The organism is Bacillus sp. 7884-1 (assembly GCF_002272245.1).
Taxonomy (GTDB): domain Bacteria; phylum Bacillota; class Bacilli; order Bacillales; family Cytobacillaceae; genus Neobacillus.
Window position 1 is genome coordinate 15,508 of the sequence record NZ_NPDD01000192.1, and the last position, 21,251, is coordinate 36,758.

Annotated in this window: 22 protein-coding genes; 19 read left to right on the plus strand and 3 right to left on the minus strand. The window is 39.1% G+C overall.

Going from position 1 to position 21,251, the window contains the following annotated elements; genetic code table 11:
• The first annotated feature begins 2 nt into the window (after window positions 1–2).
• The 10 genes from CHI06_RS21150 (at window position 3) to CHI06_RS21195 (ending at window position 13,785) form a co-directional block, all read left to right on the plus strand.
• Window positions 3–3,971, plus strand: a complete 3,969-nt coding sequence (locus tag CHI06_RS21150) for a tetratricopeptide repeat protein (RefSeq protein WP_179292726.1) — start codon at window positions 3–5, stop codon at window positions 3,969–3,971.
• Between the two features lie 103 nt (window positions 3,972–4,074).
• A complete protein-coding gene (locus CHI06_RS21155; RefSeq protein ID WP_095250596.1) occupies window positions 4,075–5,421 on the plus strand; it encodes an aspartate aminotransferase family protein in 1,347 nt (448 codons plus the stop codon).
• Window positions 5,422–6,114: a CoA transferase subunit A gene (locus CHI06_RS21160; protein ID WP_095250570.1), complete on the plus strand. Its 693-nt coding sequence runs from the start codon at window positions 5,422–5,424 to the stop codon at window positions 6,112–6,114.
• Window positions 6,099–6,764 (plus strand): 3-oxoacid CoA-transferase subunit B, encoded by a 666-nt coding sequence (locus tag CHI06_RS21165; protein ID WP_095250571.1) that lies wholly within the window; start codon window positions 6,099–6,101, stop codon window positions 6,762–6,764. Before CHI06_RS21160 ends, CHI06_RS21165 begins: the two co-directional genes overlap by 16 nt.
• Before the next feature lie 34 nt (window positions 6,765–6,798).
• Complete coding sequence (locus CHI06_RS21170; RefSeq protein WP_095250572.1) at window positions 6,799–8,079, plus strand: peptidase; 1,281 nt, start codon at window positions 6,799–6,801, stop codon at window positions 8,077–8,079.
• A 63-nt stretch (window positions 8,080–8,142) separates the two neighbouring features.
• Entirely contained in the window at window positions 8,143–9,564 is a 1,422-nt protein-coding gene (locus tag CHI06_RS21175) for an aldehyde dehydrogenase family protein (RefSeq protein ID WP_095250573.1), read from the plus strand.
• 68 nt (window positions 9,565–9,632) lie between these two features.
• Complete coding sequence (gene ablB / locus CHI06_RS21180; protein WP_095250574.1) at window positions 9,633–10,487, plus strand: putative beta-lysine N-acetyltransferase; 855 nt, start codon at window positions 9,633–9,635, stop codon at window positions 10,485–10,487.
• A gap of 53 nt (window positions 10,488–10,540) precedes the next feature.
• Window positions 10,541–11,926, plus strand: coding sequence for a sigma-54 interaction domain-containing protein (locus tag CHI06_RS21185; protein ID WP_095250575.1), 1,386 nt, complete (start codon window positions 10,541–10,543; stop codon window positions 11,924–11,926).
• A 133-nt stretch (window positions 11,927–12,059) separates the two neighbouring features.
• Window positions 12,060–13,493, plus strand: a complete 1,434-nt coding sequence (gene ablA / locus CHI06_RS21190; protein ID WP_095250576.1) for a lysine 2,3-aminomutase — start codon at window positions 12,060–12,062, stop codon at window positions 13,491–13,493.
• 10 nt (window positions 13,494–13,503) lie between these two features.
• Complete coding sequence (locus CHI06_RS21195) at window positions 13,504–13,785, plus strand: YokU family protein (RefSeq protein WP_095250577.1); 282 nt, start codon at window positions 13,504–13,506, stop codon at window positions 13,783–13,785.
• 37 nt (window positions 13,786–13,822) lie between these two features.
• Here CHI06_RS21195 and CHI06_RS21200 read toward each other — a convergent pair whose 3' ends face one another.
• The gene (locus CHI06_RS21200; protein ID WP_095250578.1) at window positions 13,823–14,926 is read right to left on the minus strand and encodes an AI-2E family transporter; all 1,104 of its coding nucleotides are present in this window, start codon (window positions 14,924–14,926) and stop codon (window positions 13,823–13,825) included.
• A 116-nt stretch (window positions 14,927–15,042) separates the two neighbouring features.
• Here CHI06_RS21200 and CHI06_RS21205 point away from each other — a divergent pair, with 116 nt between their 5' ends.
• Together CHI06_RS21205 and CHI06_RS21210 are read left to right on the plus strand one after the other, a co-directional pair.
• Window positions 15,043–15,264 (plus strand): YozE family protein, encoded by a 222-nt coding sequence (locus CHI06_RS21205; protein ID WP_257009403.1) that lies wholly within the window; start codon window positions 15,043–15,045, stop codon window positions 15,262–15,264.
• A 127-nt stretch (window positions 15,265–15,391) separates the two neighbouring features.
• Window positions 15,392–16,102 (plus strand): hypothetical protein, encoded by a 711-nt coding sequence (locus CHI06_RS21210; protein WP_095250580.1) that lies wholly within the window; start codon window positions 15,392–15,394, stop codon window positions 16,100–16,102.
• A 3-nt stretch (window positions 16,103–16,105) separates the two neighbouring features.
• Here CHI06_RS21210 and CHI06_RS29965 read toward each other — a convergent pair whose 3' ends face one another.
• Complete coding sequence (locus CHI06_RS29965; protein WP_179292727.1) at window positions 16,106–16,273, minus strand: hypothetical protein; 168 nt, start codon at window positions 16,271–16,273, stop codon at window positions 16,106–16,108.
• Between the two features lie 177 nt (window positions 16,274–16,450).
• On the opposite strand from CHI06_RS29965, the gene CHI06_RS21215 reads away from it, so the two are divergent.
• The 5 genes from CHI06_RS21215 to CHI06_RS21235 all read left to right on the plus strand — a co-directional run bounded on the left by CHI06_RS21215 (window position 16,451) and on the right by CHI06_RS21235 (window position 18,974).
• Window positions 16,451–16,624 (plus strand): YozD family protein, encoded by a 174-nt coding sequence (locus tag CHI06_RS21215; protein WP_081954691.1) that lies wholly within the window; start codon window positions 16,451–16,453, stop codon window positions 16,622–16,624.
• A 172-nt stretch (window positions 16,625–16,796) separates the two neighbouring features.
• The gene (locus CHI06_RS21220) at window positions 16,797–16,976 is read left to right on the plus strand and encodes a hypothetical protein (protein ID WP_095250581.1); all 180 of its coding nucleotides are present in this window, start codon (window positions 16,797–16,799) and stop codon (window positions 16,974–16,976) included.
• Between the two features lie 8 nt (window positions 16,977–16,984).
• Window positions 16,985–17,782 carry a serine/threonine protein kinase gene (locus CHI06_RS21225; RefSeq protein WP_095250582.1) on the plus strand — a complete coding sequence of 266 codons (798 nt, stop codon included), beginning with the start codon at window positions 16,985–16,987 and terminating at the stop codon, window positions 17,780–17,782.
• A 14-nt stretch (window positions 17,783–17,796) separates the two neighbouring features.
• On the plus strand, window positions 17,797–18,567 hold the full coding sequence (locus CHI06_RS21230; RefSeq protein ID WP_095250583.1) for a sporulation protein: 771 nt from the start codon (window positions 17,797–17,799) through the stop codon (window positions 18,565–18,567).
• Window positions 18,568–18,665: 98 nt separating this feature from the next.
• Window positions 18,666–18,974, plus strand: coding sequence for a YodL domain-containing protein (locus tag CHI06_RS21235; RefSeq protein WP_095250584.1), 309 nt, complete (start codon window positions 18,666–18,668; stop codon window positions 18,972–18,974).
• Between the two features lie 262 nt (window positions 18,975–19,236).
• Here CHI06_RS21235 and CHI06_RS29970 read toward each other — a convergent pair whose 3' ends face one another.
• Entirely contained in the window at window positions 19,237–19,374 is a 138-nt protein-coding gene (locus CHI06_RS29970) for a hypothetical protein (protein WP_095250585.1), read from the minus strand.
• Between the two features lie 159 nt (window positions 19,375–19,533).
• On the opposite strand from CHI06_RS29970, the gene deoD reads away from it, so the two are divergent.
• Window positions 19,534–20,238 carry a purine-nucleoside phosphorylase gene (gene deoD, locus CHI06_RS21245; protein WP_095250586.1) on the plus strand — a complete coding sequence of 235 codons (705 nt, stop codon included), beginning with the start codon at window positions 19,534–19,536 and terminating at the stop codon, window positions 20,236–20,238.
• Window positions 20,239–20,342: 104 nt separating this feature from the next.
• Entirely contained in the window at window positions 20,343–21,143 is an 801-nt protein-coding gene (locus CHI06_RS21250) for a M15 family metallopeptidase (RefSeq protein ID WP_095250587.1), read from the plus strand.
• Window positions 21,144–21,251: the final 108 nt, after the last annotated feature.

The following is a 21,251-nucleotide window of genomic DNA, read 5'->3' on the forward strand; positions in this document are numbered from 1 at the left end:
ATATGATCACAAAGTTGAAATCCTTATATGACCAGAAAGAATACTATCAAGCTTTAGATATCATAAATCAAGAGATACATGTGTTAAAATCGCTGGGCTACTCTGAATTAAAACAAGAGCTAAACAGAATAAAGTCTGCAGAAGAATTTCAGGTATTGATTCGGTTGACAGACCATTTTTTGATGTATCAATATAGTTCTTTTATAGCTCGTTACGCTTACCGCCGTTTCCCTTGCGTTTTAACACTTTCTTGGTATTGTGAGGAGCTTATTGATAATGGAAAGCTGTTAGAAGCAGATGAGCTTATTTCTGCCGCAATTGCTGAAAACCAAGAGGACAATCAGGATGGTGAAGAAGTCGAACGGCTTTATTTTTGCAAGATTCGTTGTTTGTTAGAAATGAAGCTATTTAAACAAGCAGAATTGCTCGTGGAAAAAGTGAAGGAATCTTCCCGCCCTCTACATGACAAGATTGGTTACGTATTTATGCAAACCGGGAATAGGGAGACAGCAGAGAAGTACTTTCAACAAGGCCTAAACGATTCTGAAAAAGGAAGGATTTGTTATTTGCTGCTGGCCGATTTAAAAGCATCAAATGGACAAATTGAAGAGGCGTTAGCGCTTATCGAACAAGGGGAGAAACTCTACCCTGAAACACCTTCTTTCACTTTAGAAAAAATAAGACGTTACCGTGATCTCGGTAAAATGACAGAAATGCTTGATTTGATACAGGAATTGAATGAAAGAATAGCTGAGCATGCCTATCAAAAGTATTTTCGCCATTTAACAAAAACGGCCTACTACCAATTAGGAGAATTTGATCTCTTAAGGAACGAAGAGAAGGGGGAGAAATCCCTTTTTACTGTAAAAAATGAACAGGGTGAATTAATAAAACTTACTATCAAGCCCATTATTCAAAAAAGCAATTATTGTGTTCCAGCAAGCTTAGAGATGATTCTGACCTTTTTTGGAAAAGACATTACCCAGGATGAAATTGCCACTCATATTTTTGATTTTACTGGTTCGAAGCTGTCGACGACTGTTGACTATCTTGAAGAAAACGGATATGAATGTCGATATTTTGTAGGCAAGAAAGAGCTTTATCAAGAATTATTGAAAAGGAATATTCCAATTCTGTTAAGTGTTGATTTTGAGCATTCTTCCCATGTACAAGTGATGACAGGATATGACAGTATGTTTGATTTTTATCATATACAAGAACCTAACCTATTGGAAACGATGTATTTAGCTGCAGATGATCTGGAAAAGGCAAATGCATCAACGAGTTATATGTCCATCGTTTGCGTTCCAAAGGAAAGAGCCCAAGAACTTTCCTTTTTAACAAAAGAAGAGGATGATTATTTCCGCAGATTGCATGATTTAGGCGAAAAGCTGGAGGAGGATGAAGAAAAGTACAAAGAGACTTTTTTAGAATTCTTAAAGGCTGTTATCGATGTCGCTTACACACCAATTTATGTGGTAAAGCATTTTTCTTTTGAGGAATATAGTGATTTCATCGTTCAATGTGCTGAAAAAATGTTAGAGTCTTATCCAAATAATGACTTTATGAATCTACATGTGGCCCAAGCCTATATGCGTCTCCAAAGAATGGAGCAGGCTAGGGAGCAGCTTAACTATACGGCACGGAAAACCTTCTCTCCGCTCTATCATTTTCTTAATGGAAGAATTAGCCTTTATTTTGATGAAATGGAAGAAGCAATTGGCTGCTTTCGGAACTCCTTGCAGCTTGATCCGGACCAATACTATACATGGAGCTATCTTGCGCTCGCCTATCTTTATTCGGATGATGTTAAGAAGGCAGAGTATTTCTCTTCTATTAGTATGGAGCTTGCACCGAAAGAAAGATTTGTCCGAATCAATCATGCAGCAGTATTAATTGAAAAGCAGAAGTACGATGAAGCTCGGGGGATTTATGATCAGCTAATTCGAGAAATACCTACGGATGGTCATGCATGGTATGAACGAGCGCGTCTTGACCAGAAGCTGGGGAAAATAAGAAAGGCGTTGCGTGGTTATTTAATGGCAATTAATTTGGAAGACAATATTCCTTTTGCCGTAATTGCAGCTGCCGACCTCTATGATTACGAGTTGAAGGAGCCTGCAAAAGCAGAAGAAATATTACAATCAGGCATAAATACCGCTGTTTCTGCCCAGCTTTTGGTACGTCTCGGAGATTTCTATCATGAACGTGGGGAAATCGAAAAGTGTAGGGACTGTTATCAAGAATGTATCGATTTATTTCCAGATGAAGGTTTTGCCTATATTGGTTTAGCAGGAATCCTAGGCAGGCAGGATAATAAGGAAAAGGCAGTTGAATTTCTTAAAACCCATGCAGCCAAATTTGATAAAGATAGTGAATACTTGATTAATAGTGGAAGTATGATGGCTGAATGGGCGATGGAAGAAGATAATAATCAGTTAATAGAAGAATCCTTAGAGTTAATAGAGAATGGAATCAACCATATTCACTCCAATTTCAATGAAGCTTTAGAGCTTTATGTAAAAATAGCTGGTGAGACACCTTTCATTATCCGAGCTATTGATTTTCTCAAACAAAAGTTTACAGATAATTCTAGTGTGATAGAAATCAAATGCTATGAGGGAACATTGTTCGAGGAACAACAGCAATACGCTCCTGCTTTGGATTGTTATAAAACTGCCATACAGGTAAGAGAAGATTCTTTTCCTTATTATCGATTGGGGGAAGTATACTTTAAGCTTGGAATGTATGAGCCTGCAGCAAGTGCTTATAAAACGAGCATAAGTATTGACCCTGCCATTGAGCCTGCCTATTTGCGATTAGCTGAAATAGCAGCATTCAATGAAAATCACGAGGAAGAAGCTGAATATCTCCTCCGCCTGCTGGAATTTGCTCCAGTAAGTGTAAATATAGAATATTTAGTTTCAATTTTAGATGAAGACAAACAGAGACAATTACTAGCTACGCTTCAATCATTGCCTAAAGGGTTAAATGAAATTTGGAGGCTTGATTCAGAAGCTTATGTATATGGTGCTCTAGGTGAAACGCAGCTTGAACAAGAGAAGGTAAATGCTGCTCTTCAACTAAATCCAGACTTTTCGGAACTGCTTCATCATCAGGCTAAGATTTTTATTAAAGCAAAAAAGTGGAAGAAGGCTCGGTCTATCTTAACATTGCTTTTAAATAATGACCCTGAGAATGGGGATTTATATCGAACACTCATTATCTACAGTGCTGCTGCAAATAAATGGTCAAGGCTCCCGAATTTCCTGACAAAACTTGGAGGGAAAGATGAAGGTAAAAGCACGAGGTTTTTATTAGCCGCAGAGGCGGGAAAACAATTCGTTCTGGATATGAATTTGAATGATGAAGTTGAAGGTGAAGGGAATGCGTTTGGTCGTTTTGTCACGAAGCTAAAAAACCACACCAAGCAAATTTACCTTTTTGGATCTATCATCGAGCTGTATGAGATGGCGATTAGATTGGATAAAAATAATCTATCAGCAGTAAGTCATTTTGCTAAACTTTATGAGGATTTTGAACTAACTGAGGATGCCATAAAAATTTTACAAAAGGGTCTGAAGAAAAAGTGGGATGAACCTCTTGCTTATCAGTTAGGAATGAATTATTTGAATGAGGAAGATTATTTTTCAGCACTGCCGCTGTTTGAACGTCAATTAAACAGTGACCCAGAGGATTCCCATCTCCGCTATTTGGTTGCATTGTGTCATTGTGAAATGGGAGAAACACGTGTAGCAGAAGACATGATGATGAGGATTATCAAGGAAAACCCTTATGAACATGACGTCCATTTACGGTTAGGGCGTCTATTCAATGAACAAGGCAGACATTTAGGGGCAAAGGATATCCTTGAAAAAGGAATGGAATACCATCCATACGACGCTGAAATCAGGGAAGAGCTTCAACTGACAAATCAGAATTTAGAAAAGTCAATAGTACTCACTAACTAAAACAGATGCGAAGGCGTATCTGTTTTTTTCTATATACAAATATAAGATGAAAGTATTAAAAACCTCGCTCATACAATGAACTAAAAGGGGAAGTGGTGTGGCGGTGGAACGTACGTATTTAATTAAACCATTACTCGATGAATCCTTACCGATGATTGATTATGGTAAAGGGATTTATTTGTATGATAAGGATGGAAAAAAATACCTTGATGGTGCATCAGGCGCTGTTACAGCCAACATTGGACATGGGGTATCTGAAATTATTGAAGCGATGCAGGAACAGGCGAAAAAAGTCTCTTTCGTGTATCGCTCGCAATTTACGAGTGAAAGTGCTGAGAAACTCGCAGAGAAGATCGCAGCTTTAACACCAGCTGATTTAAATTGGTGCTTCTTTGTTAATAGCGGTTCCGAAGCGGTAGAAACCGCAATGAAAATGGCCATCCAATATTGGCAGGAGAAAGGCATACAAACGAAAACGAAGGTGCTTTCAAGGTGGGTCAGCTACCATGGAATCACGTTAGGTGCGCTTTCCTTGTCCGGTCATACTGGCAGGAGAGCACGATTTGTTCCACTTCTAGAGGATTTTCCAGTCATTAATCCTCCATATTGTTATCGTTGTCCCTACAACCTTGAAGCTCCATCCTGTGGCTATCTTTGCGCTCAGGAATTAGAACTTGCGATTAAACGGATTGGTGCCAATCATATTGCGGGCTTTATAGCAGAGCCTGTCATCGGTGCTGCGGGGGGAGCGATTGCACCACCAGAGGGATATTTTAAGAAAATCAAAAAAATCTGTGAAGACCATGACATCCTTTTTATTGCAGATGAGGTGATGACTGGTTTTGGGCGAACAGGATCGATGCTTGCTATGGAGCAATATGGGGTAATTCCTGATATTGTGGCTTTAGGAAAAGGAATGGGGGCAGGCTACGCTCCAATTGCGGCTGCGCTTGCAAGTGAAAAGGTCATTGAGCCCATTTTAGCGGGGACAAAAGTGGTGATGAGCGGACATACCTTAAGTGCCAACCCGCAATCCTGTGCCGTTTCTCTAGCGGTACTAGAATACTTGGAAAAAAATCAGGTTGTTAGCGAAGTAGAATCCAAGGGAGATTACTTAAAAAATATGCTCTTACATTTAAAAAATCAATATTCCTTTATCGGTGACATTCGCGGTAAAGGCTTAATGCTCGGAATTGAATTTGTTGAGGACGTCACCACTAAAGCACCTTTTCCTAGGGAGGCACTCGTTACCAAAGAGATAATTTCCCTTGCTAAGGAAAAAGGGCTGCTTGTTTATCCGGCAGGTTCTGGTATTGATGGTGTCAACGGTGATTCCATAATCATCGCGCCGCCATTAACCATTACCAAAAATGAAATAGACGAATTGGTTTCACTCATGCAAGCAACCTTTGATGCTTTTACTCTGCAATTGAAAACGGGTGGTGTTTAAATGGAAAATCCATTTGGAAAAATTACAACCTTAGAAAAGGTTTTGGAACTTTTCTATAACGGAATGACCTTAATGTTTGGTGGTTTTGGCGGTGTTGGGTCTCCACCAACCCTGATTGATGGAATCCTTGAAAAAGGGATAGAAAGGTTGACTCTAATTGGGAATGATACAGGGTTTCCGCACATCGGCATTGGAAAATTAGTTAGTCAGGAAAGGGCAATAAAGGTAATTGCCTCTCATATTGGTTCTAATCCCATTGCCGGAAAACTCATGCATGAAGGAAAGCTAGAGGTGGAGTTTTCACCGCAAGGAATTTTAGCAGAAAGGATTCGTGCAGGAGGAGTCGGTCTTCCTGCGATTCTAAGTGATATTGGAATGGATAATGATCTAGTATCAAAAAACAAGCCCCATTTTTTCCTCAACGGAAAGGACTACTTAATTGAAACAGCGTTAACCGCAGATGTATCAATACTTTATGCCAAAAAAGCAGACCCCTATGGAAATTTAATTTATGACAAAAGTGCCCGAAATACAAATCCTCTTGTCGCAATGGCAGGGGATATCACGATTGCAGAGGTAGAGGAGATTGTTCCACTTGGAAGCCTCAATCCTGATGAAATTATTACCCCTGGAGTGTTCGTCGATCACATTATCCCTTCGAAGGGAGTGAACTGGAAATGGGCTTGGGAGTAGACTTTCGTAACAAAATAGCAAGAAGAGCAGCAGAGGAAATCACGAATGGAATGGTTGTTAACCTGGGCATTGGTATCCCATCCTTAGTTCCTAATCATTTACCAAAAGACATGATGGTGATGTTCCATGCTGAAAATGGGATTACGGGTATGGGACCTAGCCCAGATAAAGGAATGGAAGATGAGAATTTATGCAATGCTGGAGGTTTTCCAGTCACCTTGAACCAAGGTGGTTCTTACTGTGATAGTGCTATTTCCTTTGGGATGATTCGCAAAGGACGGGTGGATATCACGATTTTGGGTTCGCTTCAGGTTAGTGAACATGGAGATCTGGCCAACTGGATTGTTCCTGGAAAAAAAGTCCCTGGAATGGGCGGTGCGATGGAACTTGCTCAAAAAGCAAGAAAAGTGATTGTATTGATGAATCATTGTGATAAAGCGGGAAATCCGAAAGTTGTTACTTCCTGCACATTACCACTGACCTCTAAAGCCTGCGTTGATATGATCATTACGGAATTAGCTGTTTTCAGGGTAACTCCTGAGGGATTATTGCTAACAGAACTATTTCCGCCCTATGACTTACAAGAGGTCGTAAATAATACAGAATGTGAGTTCACGATTAGTGATATTGTCCGAAAGATATCCTATTAAACTCACCCATCCTTAAAAAGAAGGAGTGAAAGCGTTGACTAATCATGAAGAATCCATTAAACAATGGCTGAAGGACAATCGTGCTAGAGGGACGAGGTTCTTACAAATACTCGTCCAAGAAAATAGTACAAGAGGAAACGAAAGTAGTGCTCAGGCTGTCATTATAGAAAAATGCCGGCAGTTGGGATTGAATCTCGATATCTGGGAAATTGACAGAAATGAGCTCATCCAGCATGAGGCATTCTGCTGTGATCGGGAAAGCTTTGAAGGAAATCCAAATGTAGTCGCGGTGTTAAAAGGGACTGGCGGCGGAAAGTCTATCATTCTAAATGGACATATCGATGTGGTCCCGGTTGGAGATGAGAAAAACTGGGAACATGATCCGTTTAGCGGACATATTGAATGTGGAAAGCTGTATGGACGAGGAAGTACGGATATGAAAGGCGGCACGGCTGCTCTAATTATGGCGATAGAGGCAATCATTTCCACTGGAATTAAGCTTAAAGGGGATGTTGTTTTTCAAAGTGTAATAGAGGAAGAAAGCGGCGGTGCGGGTACACTCGCTGCGGTTCTACGAGGATATCGTGCTGACGGTGCTATTATCCCGGAACCGACCGGGATGAAAATTTTTCCAAAGCAGCAGGGTTCCATGTGGTTTAGAGTTACCGTGAAGGGCAGGGCGGCACATGGCGGAACAAGATATGAAGGCGTAAGCGCCATTGAAAAGGCAGTATTGGTCATCCAAAAGCTGCAGCAATTAGAAAAAAATCGAAATATAAAAATCACCGATCCGCTATTTAACAGTATTCCGATACCAATCCCGATTAATATTGGAAAAATAAATAGTGGTGAATGGCCGTCATCTGTTCCTGATTTAGCTGTAATTGAGGGTAGAATGGGCGTATCCCCTGAAGAAACGATTTCAGCGGCTCAAGGTGAAATGGCTGTGGTGTTAAATGAACTCAATGAGCAAGACGAGTGGTTCCAAAAGAATCCTATAGAGATTGAATGGTTTGGGGGGAGATGGCTTCCAGGTAACCTTGAAGTGGATCACCCATTAATGAAGACACTTTCTGAGAGTTTTGTAGAAATCAAGGGAGAGCAACCAGTTATTGAAGCAAGTCCTTGGGGGACGGATGGTGGAATTCTATCAAATGTCGGAAATACACCTGTAGTTGTATTCGGACCGGGGATAACGGCAACGGCACATGACGCGAATGAACACATCCAGTTGGAAGATCTGTTTGCAGCAAGTAAGATTATTGCTCTAACTCTATTAAAGTGGTGTGAAGTCAGTGATAAGAATCCCTCCTAAAACAGAATTGGCAAAGTTTGGTACAATATTATTAAGAACTTTTTAGCAATTGGAGGGATTGTGATGAAGAAGGATTTGTGGATAGGCGGGGAATATCGAAGTGCTTCTTCCTATATGGAGCTTAAGAATCCATTTGACTTGGAGGTTCTTGCCCAAATTGGCATTGCCAATCAGGAAGATGTGCGCTCAGCAATAAAGGCAGCAGAAGATGCTAAAGAAATAATGGCAGAAATGCCTGCATTTGAACGGGCGGAAATCCTTGAGAAAGTTGCTCAATATTTAAAGGATGACCGAGAGGAATGCGCGAGAATAATAGCCCTGGAGGCTGCAAAACCGCTAAAGGCAGCGAGAGCAGAAGTGGACCGGACGATTATGACATACACTTTTGCGGCACATGAAGCGAGAAGAATTCATGGTGAAACGGTGCCAATGGACGCTGCACCTGGAGGTCAGGGCAGACTTGCCTTTACGATTCGGGAACCATTAGGCGTGATTGCTGCGGTTACCCCGTTCAATTTCCCTATGAATCTAGTTGCCCATAAATTGGGTCCAGCCATTGCGGCTGGAAATAGTGTTGTTTTAAAACCAGCTAGTCAGACTCCTTTATCGGCATATAAGATAGCCGAATACTTTCACTCTGCAGGCTTACCGGCTGGTGCATTGAATGTCATTACGGGAAGTGGCAGTAAAATCGGCGATATACTTATGAAAGACGACCGTATCAAAATGATTACCTTTACAGGAAGTCCTGAGGTAGGTCGCTATATTCGAGAAAACTCTGGTTTAAAGCGGGTGACCTTGGAATTAGGCTCGAATTCTGCATTAATTGTTGACGTTGGTGTTCAATTAGAGAATGTCATCCCAAGAATTGTGAATGGGGCCTTTGCCTATCAGGGGCAGGTTTGTATTTCAATTCAGAGAATTTTTGTCCATGAAAAGGTTTTTGAAGCATTTGTGGAGAAGTTTGTTAGTGAAACCCAAAAGTTAAAAGCAGGTAATCCCCTTGAGGAAGATAGTGATATTTCAGCAATGATTACACGTGGTGACGTACAGCGAACGAAGGAATGGGTAGATGAAGCGATTAGCAATGGAGCAGAATTAAAGGCTGGCGGAAACTCCGAAGAAGGGATTTTCCAGCCTACCGTTTTAGTAAATGTCCCTTCAAGCGAAAAGGTGAGTTGTGAAGAGGTTTTTGCACCCGTTGTGCATATTAATAGCTTCCGTCATTTTGATGATGCAATCAATCTAGTAAACGATTCTAAATATGGGTTGCAGGCCGGAATCTTTACGAATGATATCCACAAAGCACTTCAAGCTGCCAAAAAACTACATGTTGGCGGTGTTATGATTAACGAAATCCCTACCTTCCGCGTTGACCAAATGCCATATGGCGGCGTGAAAATGAGCGGAATGGGGCGAGAAGGAATCAAATATGCAGTGGAAGAAATGACTGAACTCAAGCTGATCAGCTTTAAAACAGAGTAGAAGAAAATGTCTGGCTGATTTCCAGTCAGGCATTTTTTTACCTGCCTTATCGGGAAGGAGTCTATAGGATGAATCAACGTGCCTCCACTATCTATATCGATGATAGTAACTTCTATTTAGAAGTCTATCTAGATCCTTTTAATAAAAGAATTCGCATTGATGATTATCGCGGTAATATAAATTTACTTATGGAAAAAGCGGAGGAGTTAGTCCGCAAGTATCAAGCAGAAAAGTTAATAATGAAAGCGCGGTCCGAGGATTTTTTACACTTATATGAAAAAGGCTTACAGCCGGAAGCGGTGGTGGAACGCTATTTTCTCGGATCTGATGCTCATTTTTTTTCAAAGTTTTATACTGTGGAGCGAAAGAAGAATGACCATTGGATTACGGAGGACGGAATGATTCACAGTATTTATCAATTGAACACCACCATTGATAAGCCCTTTCCGCCAAAGGAGTATGAATTAAAAAAAGCAGATGAAGCCTGTGCCGAAGAGCTGTCAGGATTATATCGACAGGTGTTTCAGATTTACCCTACACCCTTACATGACCCTGAATATGTGAAAAAGACGTTAATGGAAGGGACTATCTATTACGTATACTTTTATCAGGGCAAAATTGTCAGTGCTGCATCTGCTGAAGTGAATTCTTTTTATAAAAATGCAGAATTGACCGATTGTGCGACCTTACCGGAACATCGGAAATATGGGTTAATGAAAATAATTCTCCGTGAGTTAGAGGGTGAACTGAAGAGGCAGGGAATATTCTGTGCCTATTCAATAGCAAGGAGTTTATCCTTTGGAATGAATGCGGTATTATACCAGCTTGGATATAAGTATCGCGGCCGATTAATGAATAACTGCTATATCTACGACAAGCTTGAGAATATGAATATGTGGGTAAAGAATCTGGCAAACTGCTAATATTTCGGCTACAGGTGACGAATTTTCGGCACCTTTTAATAGGAGGTGAAACAATGGTTCAATTAACTGCGTTAACGAAGGAGGTTCTTTCAGCCATCCTGAAAACCATCGATGAAGGAATCCATGTGGTAAATACAGAAGGGAAAACCATTTTTTATAATGAGGTTGCGGCAAGGCATGATGGCATGAATGTGAAGGAAGTTCAGGGGAAAGACCTGCTGGATGTTTTTCCTTCCTTAACCGAGAATTCAAGTACACTGCTCAGGGTGATTAAAACGGGCAAACCCATCTATAATCAGGCACAGGTTTATGTAAACATCCATGGAGCACGGATTGATACCATTAATACGACACTTCCTATTTTTGTAGATAAGGAGATTATTGGTGCGGTTGAAATTGCCAAGGATTACTCCCGGATGAAGCAACTTGCGGAAAGCCTATTAGATTTGCAAAAAAGTGTGAATAAAAACAATAAGAAAAAAACATCAAAAAACGTCAAGTATACATTAGATGATTTAAAGAGTGTAAATCCGATATTCCAGAGCCTGAAGGACGAAGCTAGAAAGCTGGCAAAATCATACTCTCCCATTCTTGTATATGGAGAAAGCGGGACAGGAAAAGAATTGTTTGTGCAAGGTGTCCATCACGAATCCCTTCGCGGGGATGGGCCGTTCATTGCTCAAAACTGTGCAGCCATCCCAGAAACGCTGCTTGAAAGTATTCTATTTGGTACGGCAAAAGGAAGCTATACCGGTGCGGTTGAGAGAAAGGGGCTTTTTGAGCTGGCAGACGGCGGTACACTATTTCTTGATGAACTTCATACCATGCCGATTGAGCTGCAGGCTAAGCTGTTAAGGGTTTTAGAGGATGGGATGGTACGAAGAGTCGGAAGTGCACAAAATATTTCGGTTGATGTCCGCGTCATAGCAGCGATGAATGTCCATCCAAATACGGCTCTAGAAAATCAAAAGCTACGCTCTGACCTTTACTACCGTTTAAATGTCTTTACCTTTTCGCTTCTGCCGATTCGTGAACGAAAAGAGGATATCCTGTATTTAACGGATTATTTTATTCAATTTTTTAATAAGAAATTGAATAAAAGGATTAAAGGGATAGAGAAAAAATTAGAGAGTTTCTTTATGACTCACCTTTGGCTAGGGAACGTGAGGGAGCTAAAGCATACAATTGAGTATATGATGAACGTGTGCGAGGATGAGGTCCTTCAAATGGCGGACCTGCCAATAATGATGAAACAGCATGCGGCAATCAATGAAAATGTTGAGAACAGCCTTTCTTTAAGAAAAAATGTCGAAGAAATGGAAAGACAACTAATTGATTCAGCACTGAAAATGTCAGACGGCAACATCAATCAAGCGGCCAAGCTACTAGAAATCCCAAGACAAACCTTACAATATAAACTTAAAAAGATTAGAGAATAACTGCCGAAAAATCGGCGCTTTTTTTTGAATTTTATTTTAAAATGATTAAGACATGGAATCCTTACCCGGACTAAGTGCATTGGCATAATTCTTGCATAATATCTTAGTAAAGCAGGGTAAGGAGGAATTTAATATGAAACAGACACTATATAAGCCGAATAGGCATTGGAAAGATATAGAGCTTTGGAAAGATGTAAGTGAAGAACAATGGAATGATTGGCTATGGCAGCTAACAAATACCATCCGCACACTAGAAGATTTAAAAAAGGTAATCAACTTAACTCCAGATGAAGAAGAAGGAGTAAGAATCTCAACCAAAACGATACCCTTAAATATAACACCCTACTATGCTTCGCTTATGAACCCTGATGACCCACGCTGCCCCATTCGGATGCAGTCCGTTCCGATTTCAAAAGAAATTCATAAAACGAAATATGACCTTGAAGATCCACTATATGAGGATGAAGATTCACCAGTACCAGGATTGACGCACCGTTACCCAGATCGCGTTCTATTTCTTGTCACCAATCAATGTTCAATGTACTGTCGCTACTGTACGAGAAGAAGATTCTCAGGACAAATTGGAATGGGCGTCCCAAAGAAGCAGCTAGATGCAGCGATAAATTATATCCGGCAAACCCCGCAAGTACGGGATGTGTTAATTTCTGGCGGTGACGGGCTGCTTATAAATGATAATATCCTTGAATATATTTTGAAAAATCTTCGTGAAATTGACCATGTGGAAATTATTCGGATTGGAACAAGAGCACCAGTAGTATTCCCGCAAAGGATTACCGAAAACCTTTGTAACATTTTAAAAAAGTATCATCCAATTTGGTTGAATACTCATTTTAATACATCCATCGAAATAACTGAAGAGTCTAAAAAGGCTTGTGAAATGCTTGCTAACTCTGGTGTTCCAGTCGGGAACCAATCGGTCATCCTCGCTGGTATCAACGACAGTGTGCCGATTATGAAAAAGCTTATGCATGATCTCGTGAAAATTCGTGTACGTCCATATTATATATATCAATGTGATTTATCTGAAGGAATTGGTCATTTCCGTGCACCTGTTTCAAAAGGACTTGAAATAATAGAAGGACTCCGCGGACATACGAGCGGCTATGCAGTGCCGACTTTTGTGCTTGACGGTCCGGGCGGTGGCGGGAAAATTTCACTTCAGCCGAATTATTTAATTTCACAAAGTGCAGAAAAGGTTGTCCTCAGGAATTTTGAAGGAGTCATTACCTCTTATCCAGAACCAGAAAATTATAAGCCAGGAACAGCAGAAGGTTATTTTAAAGAGATTTATCCTGATATGGAGGAGAAACGCTCTAATGTTGGGATTGCAGGAATTATGAATGACCAGCATTTTAACCTTGTTCCAGAGGGCTTACAGAGATTAAATCGTCGAAAAGAATACAATCAAAATCCTACCCATACCACATTGAAGGATAAACGAGTCAAGCGTGATGAGTTGAAGGAAAAGAAATTTCAGGCACTTCAAAACAAACCAGCGCCTGCTGAAAAAAATGATTCTGATGGGAACTCTACATCGAATGAATAGGGGGATGAATATGGGATTAGTCTGTGAATGGTGCGGGAGTGCTGCTAAAAATGGTGAGAATATCGTTTATTGGGAGCTTCCTGACGGCACAAGAGCCATTCAAATAATAGAAACCCCCGCAGTGGTTTGCGATGATTGCAACATGGTCTATCAAACAGATGAAATAACAAAGGAAATTGAAGATCAATTATTCCTGATTGATACGAAGAAAATTGGAAACAGCATCACCTATAAAGAGTTAATGTCCCTTCCGAGACTTTTGAAGAGAAATTATTTTGATTTTTCTTCCTAAAACAAAACCCCCTATCTGCGTCGATAGGGGGTTTTGATTATTCTGTTTGAATCGGTTTTGCTGCGTTTTTCCTCGCTCGTAAAAACTTAACTAGGTTTAAGACAATGGTTTTCATGACTGCATAAAATGGGATTGCCAGGACCATCCCAAGGACTCCAGCCAGATTTCCGGCAGCTAGTAATATAATGATAATGGTTGCTGAATGGGTGTCCAAGCTTTTTCCGAGAATGAGCGGGGATAATACATTCCCTTCCACCTGTTGAGCAATGAGAATAACTACTATGACTAACAATGCTTTTGTTGGAGAATCGAATAACGCTACGATTACCGCAGGTGCTCCTCCAAGAATTGGGCCGATATAAGGAATAATGTTGGTAAATGCTACGATTAAGGCCATGACAAGTGCAAAGGGTAAATCAATAATCAGGTAACCAATAAACGCCAGCGTGCCTACAGCCAATGCTACAGTTACTTGGCCCTGGATATACGCAGAGAGAGTATCGCCTGTCTCTTTAAGGATGGATAAGCCTTCCTCCCTGTATGGGTTGGGAAGGAATTTTGAGATTGCCGTAGGAAACTTGTGTCCATCTTTAAACATGTAGAATAATAAAAAAGGAACCGTGACGAGAATGATAGCTATATTGGTTATCACACCAAGTATATTCGTTATGCTGCCTGTAATCGTGTTAGGCAGGGTATTTGCAAATTCGATGAGTCTTTCCTGAACAGTTTCAAGAAGATCCTTTTGCTCGTCCATGATCCATTTAAATTCAGATGATTTCATGACATTGTCAAAAAACTGCATGGTTTTGTCTGCATATACTGGAAGTTCGTTCGCAAGAGCCGTAAATTGTTTTGTAATCGCAGGAATTAAATTTCCAATTGCAAGTACACAAATGAGTATAAATACAACATAAATGATAAGGATGGCTAATAATCTAGGCACTTTATGGCGCTGTAGAAAATTAACGACTGGATTAAGTAAAAAGTAAAGAAAACCTGTTATCAAAATGGGGAAAAAGATGGTTGAAAAAAAGATTCCGATTGGTTCAAATAAGAAGGATATCTTAGTTGAAACCCAAATGATGGTTAAAATTAACAAGACCTGAATTAACCAATATTGAAATTTCCTATTTGCCAATGTATGTACCTCTGTTTCTATATATTTGGTAAAATTATATCAAATCTTTATCACTTATAGTATCTTTAAGTAAAATCAATTTTTGTCTCAGGATAGAAAGAAAGGCGCTATGTATGATTAAATCCTTTTATCATTTTTTAATGAAATATCGGCACCCAGAACCAAAGGATGCCCTCAGTGTTTTTGCGAATGAGGCTTTTTTGGATCATAGCTTCCCAAAAACATCTGAAGACTACCATGAGCTCAGTTCTTACCTAGAATTTAATGGCCATTATCTAGAGTCCATGACTATATTTGATGAAGCCTGGGACCTTTATGTGTTATCAGAAAGTAATTGAATTTAGGTAAATCCCTTTAGATCGTCTCTGTAAAAAGAGGCGATTTTTCTTTTTCCCCAGTGTGCGCGGGTACATCCATTGGTGCATATACTATTGTAATCAAAATTCACGACTCATCATTGAGAGGATGGAGGATATGAAAAGAAGGAATATACCGAAGTATAAGGTCGGTGATACGGTCGTGATAGCGATGTATGGTACAGTTGGCAAAATAACCGATGTCAAGTTGATTGACGGGAATTATGTGTACGAAGTGAATAAAAGTGATGGTCTTTTTGTTGAATCAGGACTGCAGCTCCTTTCAGAATATGAAGGAGATTTGGTGGAGCAAGAACAAATAGATATTGAATATAAATTCTTCTTCGGAGATTTAGTTCAAGTCGCCGGATATGGCGCAGATTTGTTTAAGATTGTCGGATTTCGAACAGAAATTTGGCGCTACAAAGAAGATGCATGGGAAGATGTTATCTACGAACTTTCAAGAATTAGTGATGGGGAATGGCTGGAAGCGGGTGAAGAGGAAATGACACTCGTTGCAGACGCTGAGAGTGCGGATACGTTTATTCAAAAACTAGGACTCCTTTATTTAGTAAATAACGAAGAGAAGCACCAGGTCGCAATTTCAAAAACACAAAAAAACATTGTGAGAAAAGCAGAACTTGAAGAAATTGAACGAAAAAAGGAAAAGAAGCAGTTAATCGATAATTTATTAGATATTTTTAATGATTACAAAATTTTATATACAATATTTCACGACCAGGAGTATTATCAAGTTATGCGTGTCATTTTAAGGAAATTAAAGAGTATTGTAAATGACGATGGTAAAAGCCATGTCTAGCTTCTACCACCTGGAAATTGCCACTAATAAATAAATGACCAAAGGAAACCCACCCCATTTTATTAGAAAAAATAGGCCGTCTAAAATCTTTTCAAAGGCAGTGATGATCAATCCATCCTCCTGATTTACATCATCAAGAATAGCATCAAATTTCGCTTGTAGATTTGACATACTATCACCTCATAATCGTATTTTTTTCATTCTATGCTTGTCCAAAGAAAAAAAGACATATTTAATCTTTTATTTTGCACTCTATGTTTAAGCTGCAGAATATTTACCGATTCTTCTAGAAGTAAATAGCATGAATGTGCAGAATTCATCATACATTCGTAAAAAGGGGGCGATGCTATGAGAGAAATTGAAGTATTTATTGATACGGAAGAGATTGCTGAATTTTTCTTTCATGAGCTGGTGAAAAGAGGATACGTTCCTACGGAAGAAGAATTGGAAGAAATCGCTGATATCACCTTCGAGTATCTCATCGAGAAAAGTATTATCGACGAAGAAGTAGAAGATGAATAGGTAAAATATCACGATACTGTATTCATCTTTTTAATAAGAAGTAGCGAAAGACGAGCATTTGAACCTGCTCGCTTTTTGTGTGTGATATTTTTTTTGCTATATTTCTTTAATTGGTGAAACTTTACTATCTCTTTATCGTATTATGAATAGCGAAGATGAGGAGGAATGATGGATGCTTAAAAAGATTTTAAAATCAATTCTTGGAAGTAAACTTCATCATCAAAAAAAATATTCACATTCTAGTAATGCTTGGAAGAAAATGAACCACCATAAACATAAGCACCTAGGACATCAGCACTATAAAAAGAAGCATAAAAGCGGCAGTTTATTTTCTAGCTTCTTTAGCAGTTAATTACTTATATGTTTAAAAGAATGACTTTAGTTGCTGCTAACATAATGGAAAGCAGATTTAAGGAAAATGAAATTATTGCAGAGCGATACGAGATTATCAACCATTTAGGCGTTGGAAGCTATGGAAATAGTTACTTAGTAATTGATCAGGTATCGCAGCAAAAGAAAGTACTAAAAGCATTACGCATCCATAAAAGAATTACGAAGTCAGGGAAAAGGGACTTTGAGCTTGAAAAAGACCTGCTCCAAACCATTAATCACGCTGGGTTTCCTCGTTTTTTCGAAGATGGAATTTATAAAAATATACCATTTTATACAATGGAGTATATTGAAGGTAAGAATTTCGAACAGCTGATCTTTCAGGATGGGCAAAAATATTCAGAAATAGAAGCTTTTAGAATTGCGAATCAATTACTAGAGCACATAAATTATTTGCATGAACAGCAGTTAATTCATAGAGATATTCGAATCCCTAATGTAATTGCGAATGGTTCTGAGATTGTGCTTATTGATTTAGGGCTGGCAAGGAAACGTAATCATGTGAATGCAGCAGGAATAAAGCGAAAACGGTATTTGCGAAAAGAGGTAAATCCACAGGCAGACTTTTATGGCCTTGGTCATTTTTTGTTGTTTTTACTTTACTCCAACTTTTCTTTTCCAAAAAAAACCAAGGAAAGCAGCTGGGAAGAGGAATTGGAGATATCATATCATGCAAAGTACATTATCAGCAGACTTTTACAAATAAAAGACTGTTATGAGTGCTGCGCACAAGTAAAGTCAGATATCCAAAAATTATTTGTAGTATAAGGGAGGAAATAAAAATGTCTTTTTTTGACAAAGTATTTGCTAGTGTAGGAATTGGTTCAGCAACGGTAGACACCAAGCTCGAGAGGGATACATATAAGCCGGGTGAAACGGTTAATGGTATTGTAGAAATCAGAGGTGGAAAGGTAGACCAGCATGTAGATGATATCTATTTATCATTGAATACTACCTATTTAAAAGAATCAGATGATAAAAAGTATAATGTTACAGCTACAATCGATCGTTTCCGAGTCACCAGCCCATTTACAATTGGAAAAAATGAAAGAAAAGAAATTCCTTTTTCCTTCCAGCTTCCACTAGATACACCACTGTCTATCGGAAGGTCAAAAATTTGGGTAACAACTGGTTTAGACATTAAGAACGCTGTGGACCCAGGTGATAAAGACTATATTCAAGTTGTTCCTGATCAATTGATGAATGCCATCTTTAACGCAGTCGACAGTCTTGGATTCCGTTTACGTGAAGCTGATTGTGAAGAAGCATCTTACAAAGTTCGCGGCCGCTTGCCATTTGTGCAAGAATTTGAATATGTACCAACTTCTGGACCATTCCGTGGAAGATTAGATGAGCTAGAGGTAGTCCTCAGACCATCAGGAAATGGCATAATAGAGTTGCTTTTACAAGTTGACCGTCGTGCACGCGGATTGGGTGGATTATTTGCAGAAGCAGCTGGTTTGGATGAAAGTAATGTAAGATTAACGGTAACATCCGCCGATATTCCAAACCTCCAACAGCAAATTCAAAGCGTTATTCAAAGATTTTCTTGATTTTCGACAAAAAAAGACAGATTTCTCTGAAGGATTCTCCTATATCCATCTCTAAATATTAAGTAATAAGAATTACTTTAATTATTGGAGGGGATAAGATGATCAAGGCGATAACCAGAAGAGCTAGTATTCAATATGATGTGACAATCTTTCAAACTCCAAAGTACAGGGAATATAAAGGGTACAAACAGGTATATCGTACATTCATTCAAGCAGGCAGCCATGAAAATTGTTTGGAAGAAACGTTTAGTCTCTTTAATGTTACGGATCGAATTCCATCGAATTATCAGGGGAGATTTCTTTCCACTGGAGACATCATATTAATTGATGAAGGTCGAGGCGGACAGCATTATTATCAATTAAAACCTGGCGGGTGGCAGCCTGTTAATCGAATCCAAATAAGATAAAAGAAAACCTAAGGAGAAAATTCCTTAGGTTTTCTTACTGTCCAGCTCCAGCGCCCTAGCGGCTAGTGTTCTTCGCTCTCCGCCCTACGATAAGTCAACATCGAATCGCCTCCGGCTCTTCGTGTTTCCTTTATCTCAGTTGGAGCGCTCCACAAGGAACGCTTCGGCAGCATAAGCTTCGCACGAAGGAAAAGCGTAGCTTTTTCGAGGAGGCCATACGCCGCTGACCAGGGCGCTTGTGCTTTTCTTATTGTTTTAGCTTTTATTGACCATTACTTTTTCGACCGCCTGATGCTTCATTTTCTTTTGCATGGGCATTATGCTCTGCTTCAATGGCCTCAGGGGGAATATGATTATTTTTCTTAGGGCGATTTGTTTGTGCTCTATGCTTTTTTCCCATAATTTTATGAACCTCCTTTGGATAATCTAAAAATAGCTTCCCACAAATAGAAAAATTCATGACGTTTTCAGTGAAAGGTTTTTCATTGGACAAAGTGTTGTGATATATTGACAAGTGTGAAGTTACGAACTTCACTTTAATTGATTGGAGGATTTTATAATGAGTGTACATATTGGTGCAAAAGAAAATGAAATTGCTGAAACGGTATTACTGCCTGGAGACCCGTTAAGGGCTAAATATATCGCGGAAACCTTTTTAGAAGATGCCAAATGTTATAATGAAGTAAGAAATATGTTTGGTTATACCGGTACATACAAAGGGAAGAGAATTTCTGTTCAAGGAACAGGAATGGGTGTACCTTCTATCTCCATTTATGTAAATGAATTAATGAACAGCTATAATGTCCAAAATTTAATCCGAGTCGGCACATGCGGAGCCATCCAAAAGGACGTAAAAGTCCGCGATGTCATTTTGGCAATGACTAGTTCGACCGACTCTAATATAAATCGTCTTACTTTTGGAGGAGTTGATTTCGCTCCTTGTGCGAACTTTGATTTACTTAAAAAGGCCTATGATGCAGGTGTAGAAAAAGGGCTTAATTTAAAAGTAGGGAATATCTTTACTGCTGATTCTTTCTATAATGACAATGCTGAACTTGAAAAATGGGCAAAGTATCAGATTCTTGCCATTGAGATGGAAACAACCGCATTATATACGTTAGCCGCTAAATTTAACCGCAGAGCATTGTCGGTACTTACTGTAAGTGATCATATCTTAACAGGTGAAGAAACAACAGCGGAAGAAAGACAATTAACATTTAATGATATGATTGTAGTTGCACTAGAAGCAGCGACAAAAGAATAGGTAAAACCGCCTCTTTCAAGTATTGAGAGAGGTTTCTTATTGATTTTTTTGGTAAAAATAGATATAGTGCAGAAAGTATAAAGAAAGATAGATAGGTGAGAATTATGGTATGGAAAAATATAGTATTAATTGGTTCAATGACAGTTCTTTTTAGCGGCTGTAGTCAGGTTGATTCATTATTAAATAAACTTCCCTTCACTGGAAATGACTCTAGTAAAAACCAAGAGTCTCAACAAGATGAATCTCCAATAAATGATCCACTTAGTTTAGAATCAATGTTTTTCAATGATATTAAAGAAGTAGATGGCAAAAATGTCATCCAAAATTCTACGAACGTCATGGCATTGGTTAACAAAGAGTTTTATTTGCCAGAAAATTATATACCTGAGGATCTTGTCAAACCAGAAGTGGAATTCTCCTTTGGGGAAGAAGATATAGAAAAAAGCTTAATGAGAAAAGAAGCGGCAGTAGCATTAGAGAAAATGTTTACTAACGCTGCAAAAAATGGAATCGAAATTCTTGCTGTATCGGGATACCGCTCCTATAGCCGGCAGAAATCATTGTATGACGCTGAAGTAAATAGAGTAGGGGTAGAAAAGGCTGAGCAGGCTGTAGCTATTCCAGGTGCAAGTGAACATCAATCTGGATTAGCCATGGATATTTCGAGCAGGTCGAATAAATTATATTTAAATGAAGCCTTTGCAAATACCACAGAAGGTAAATGGCTAAAAGAAAACGCACATCATTTTGGCTTTATTTTGAGATATCCTAAAGAGAAAATGGACATTACAAATTATATGTATGAGCCGTGGCATTTCCGCTATGTCGGTGTAAAAGCTGCAACGATTATGTACGAGCATAGCTGGACACTAGAAGAATATTTCAATGAAGTGAAGAAAATTTAAATCGTGACTTCCGGCACGCCTGACTAATGGATGTGCCCTTTTTCATTATACATAACTTTTCTTTGTTATTTTTTTATGAAAAATGTTATTCTAATCACTAAGGGTTAG

Bases quoted from the DNA above. Each gene is read 5' to 3' on its own strand.
- CHI06_RS21150 (WP_179292726.1), top strand. From the start codon at position 3: ATGATCACAAAGTTGAAATCCTTATATGACCAGAAAGAATACTATCAA.
- CHI06_RS21160 (WP_095250570.1), top strand. From the start codon at position 5,422: ATGGAAAATCCATTTGGAAAAATTACAACCTTAGAAAAGGTTTTGGAA.
- CHI06_RS21165 (WP_095250571.1), top strand. From the start codon at position 6,099: ATGGGCTTGGGAGTAGACTTTCGTAACAAAATAGCAAGAAGAGCAGCA.
- CHI06_RS21175 (WP_095250573.1), top strand. From the start codon at position 8,143: ATGAAGAAGGATTTGTGGATAGGCGGGGAATATCGAAGTGCTTCTTCC.
- ablB (WP_095250574.1), top strand. From the start codon at position 9,633: ATGAATCAACGTGCCTCCACTATCTATATCGATGATAGTAACTTCTAT.
- CHI06_RS21185 (WP_095250575.1), top strand. From the start codon at position 10,541: ATGGTTCAATTAACTGCGTTAACGAAGGAGGTTCTTTCAGCCATCCTG.
- ablA (WP_095250576.1), top strand. From the start codon at position 12,060: ATGAAACAGACACTATATAAGCCGAATAGGCATTGGAAAGATATAGAG.
- CHI06_RS21195 (WP_095250577.1), top strand. From the start codon at position 13,504: ATGGGATTAGTCTGTGAATGGTGCGGGAGTGCTGCTAAAAATGGTGAG.
- CHI06_RS21210 (WP_095250580.1), top strand. From the start codon at position 15,392: ATGGAGGATATGAAAAGAAGGAATATACCGAAGTATAAGGTCGGTGAT.
- CHI06_RS29965 (WP_179292727.1), bottom strand. From the start codon at position 16,273: ATGTCAAATCTACAAGCGAAATTTGATGCTATTCTTGATGATGTAAAT.
- CHI06_RS21215 (WP_081954691.1), top strand. From the start codon at position 16,451: ATGAGAGAAATTGAAGTATTTATTGATACGGAAGAGATTGCTGAATTT.
- CHI06_RS21220 (WP_095250581.1), top strand. From the start codon at position 16,797: ATGCTTAAAAAGATTTTAAAATCAATTCTTGGAAGTAAACTTCATCAT.
- CHI06_RS21225 (WP_095250582.1), top strand. From the start codon at position 16,985: ATGTTTAAAAGAATGACTTTAGTTGCTGCTAACATAATGGAAAGCAGA.
- CHI06_RS21230 (WP_095250583.1), top strand. From the start codon at position 17,797: ATGTCTTTTTTTGACAAAGTATTTGCTAGTGTAGGAATTGGTTCAGCA.
- CHI06_RS21235 (WP_095250584.1), top strand. From the start codon at position 18,666: ATGATCAAGGCGATAACCAGAAGAGCTAGTATTCAATATGATGTGACA.
- CHI06_RS29970 (WP_095250585.1), bottom strand. From the start codon at position 19,374: ATGGGAAAAAAGCATAGAGCACAAACAAATCGCCCTAAGAAAAATAAT.
- deoD (WP_095250586.1), top strand. From the start codon at position 19,534: ATGAGTGTACATATTGGTGCAAAAGAAAATGAAATTGCTGAAACGGTA.
- CHI06_RS21250 (WP_095250587.1), top strand. From the start codon at position 20,343: ATGGTATGGAAAAATATAGTATTAATTGGTTCAATGACAGTTCTTTTT.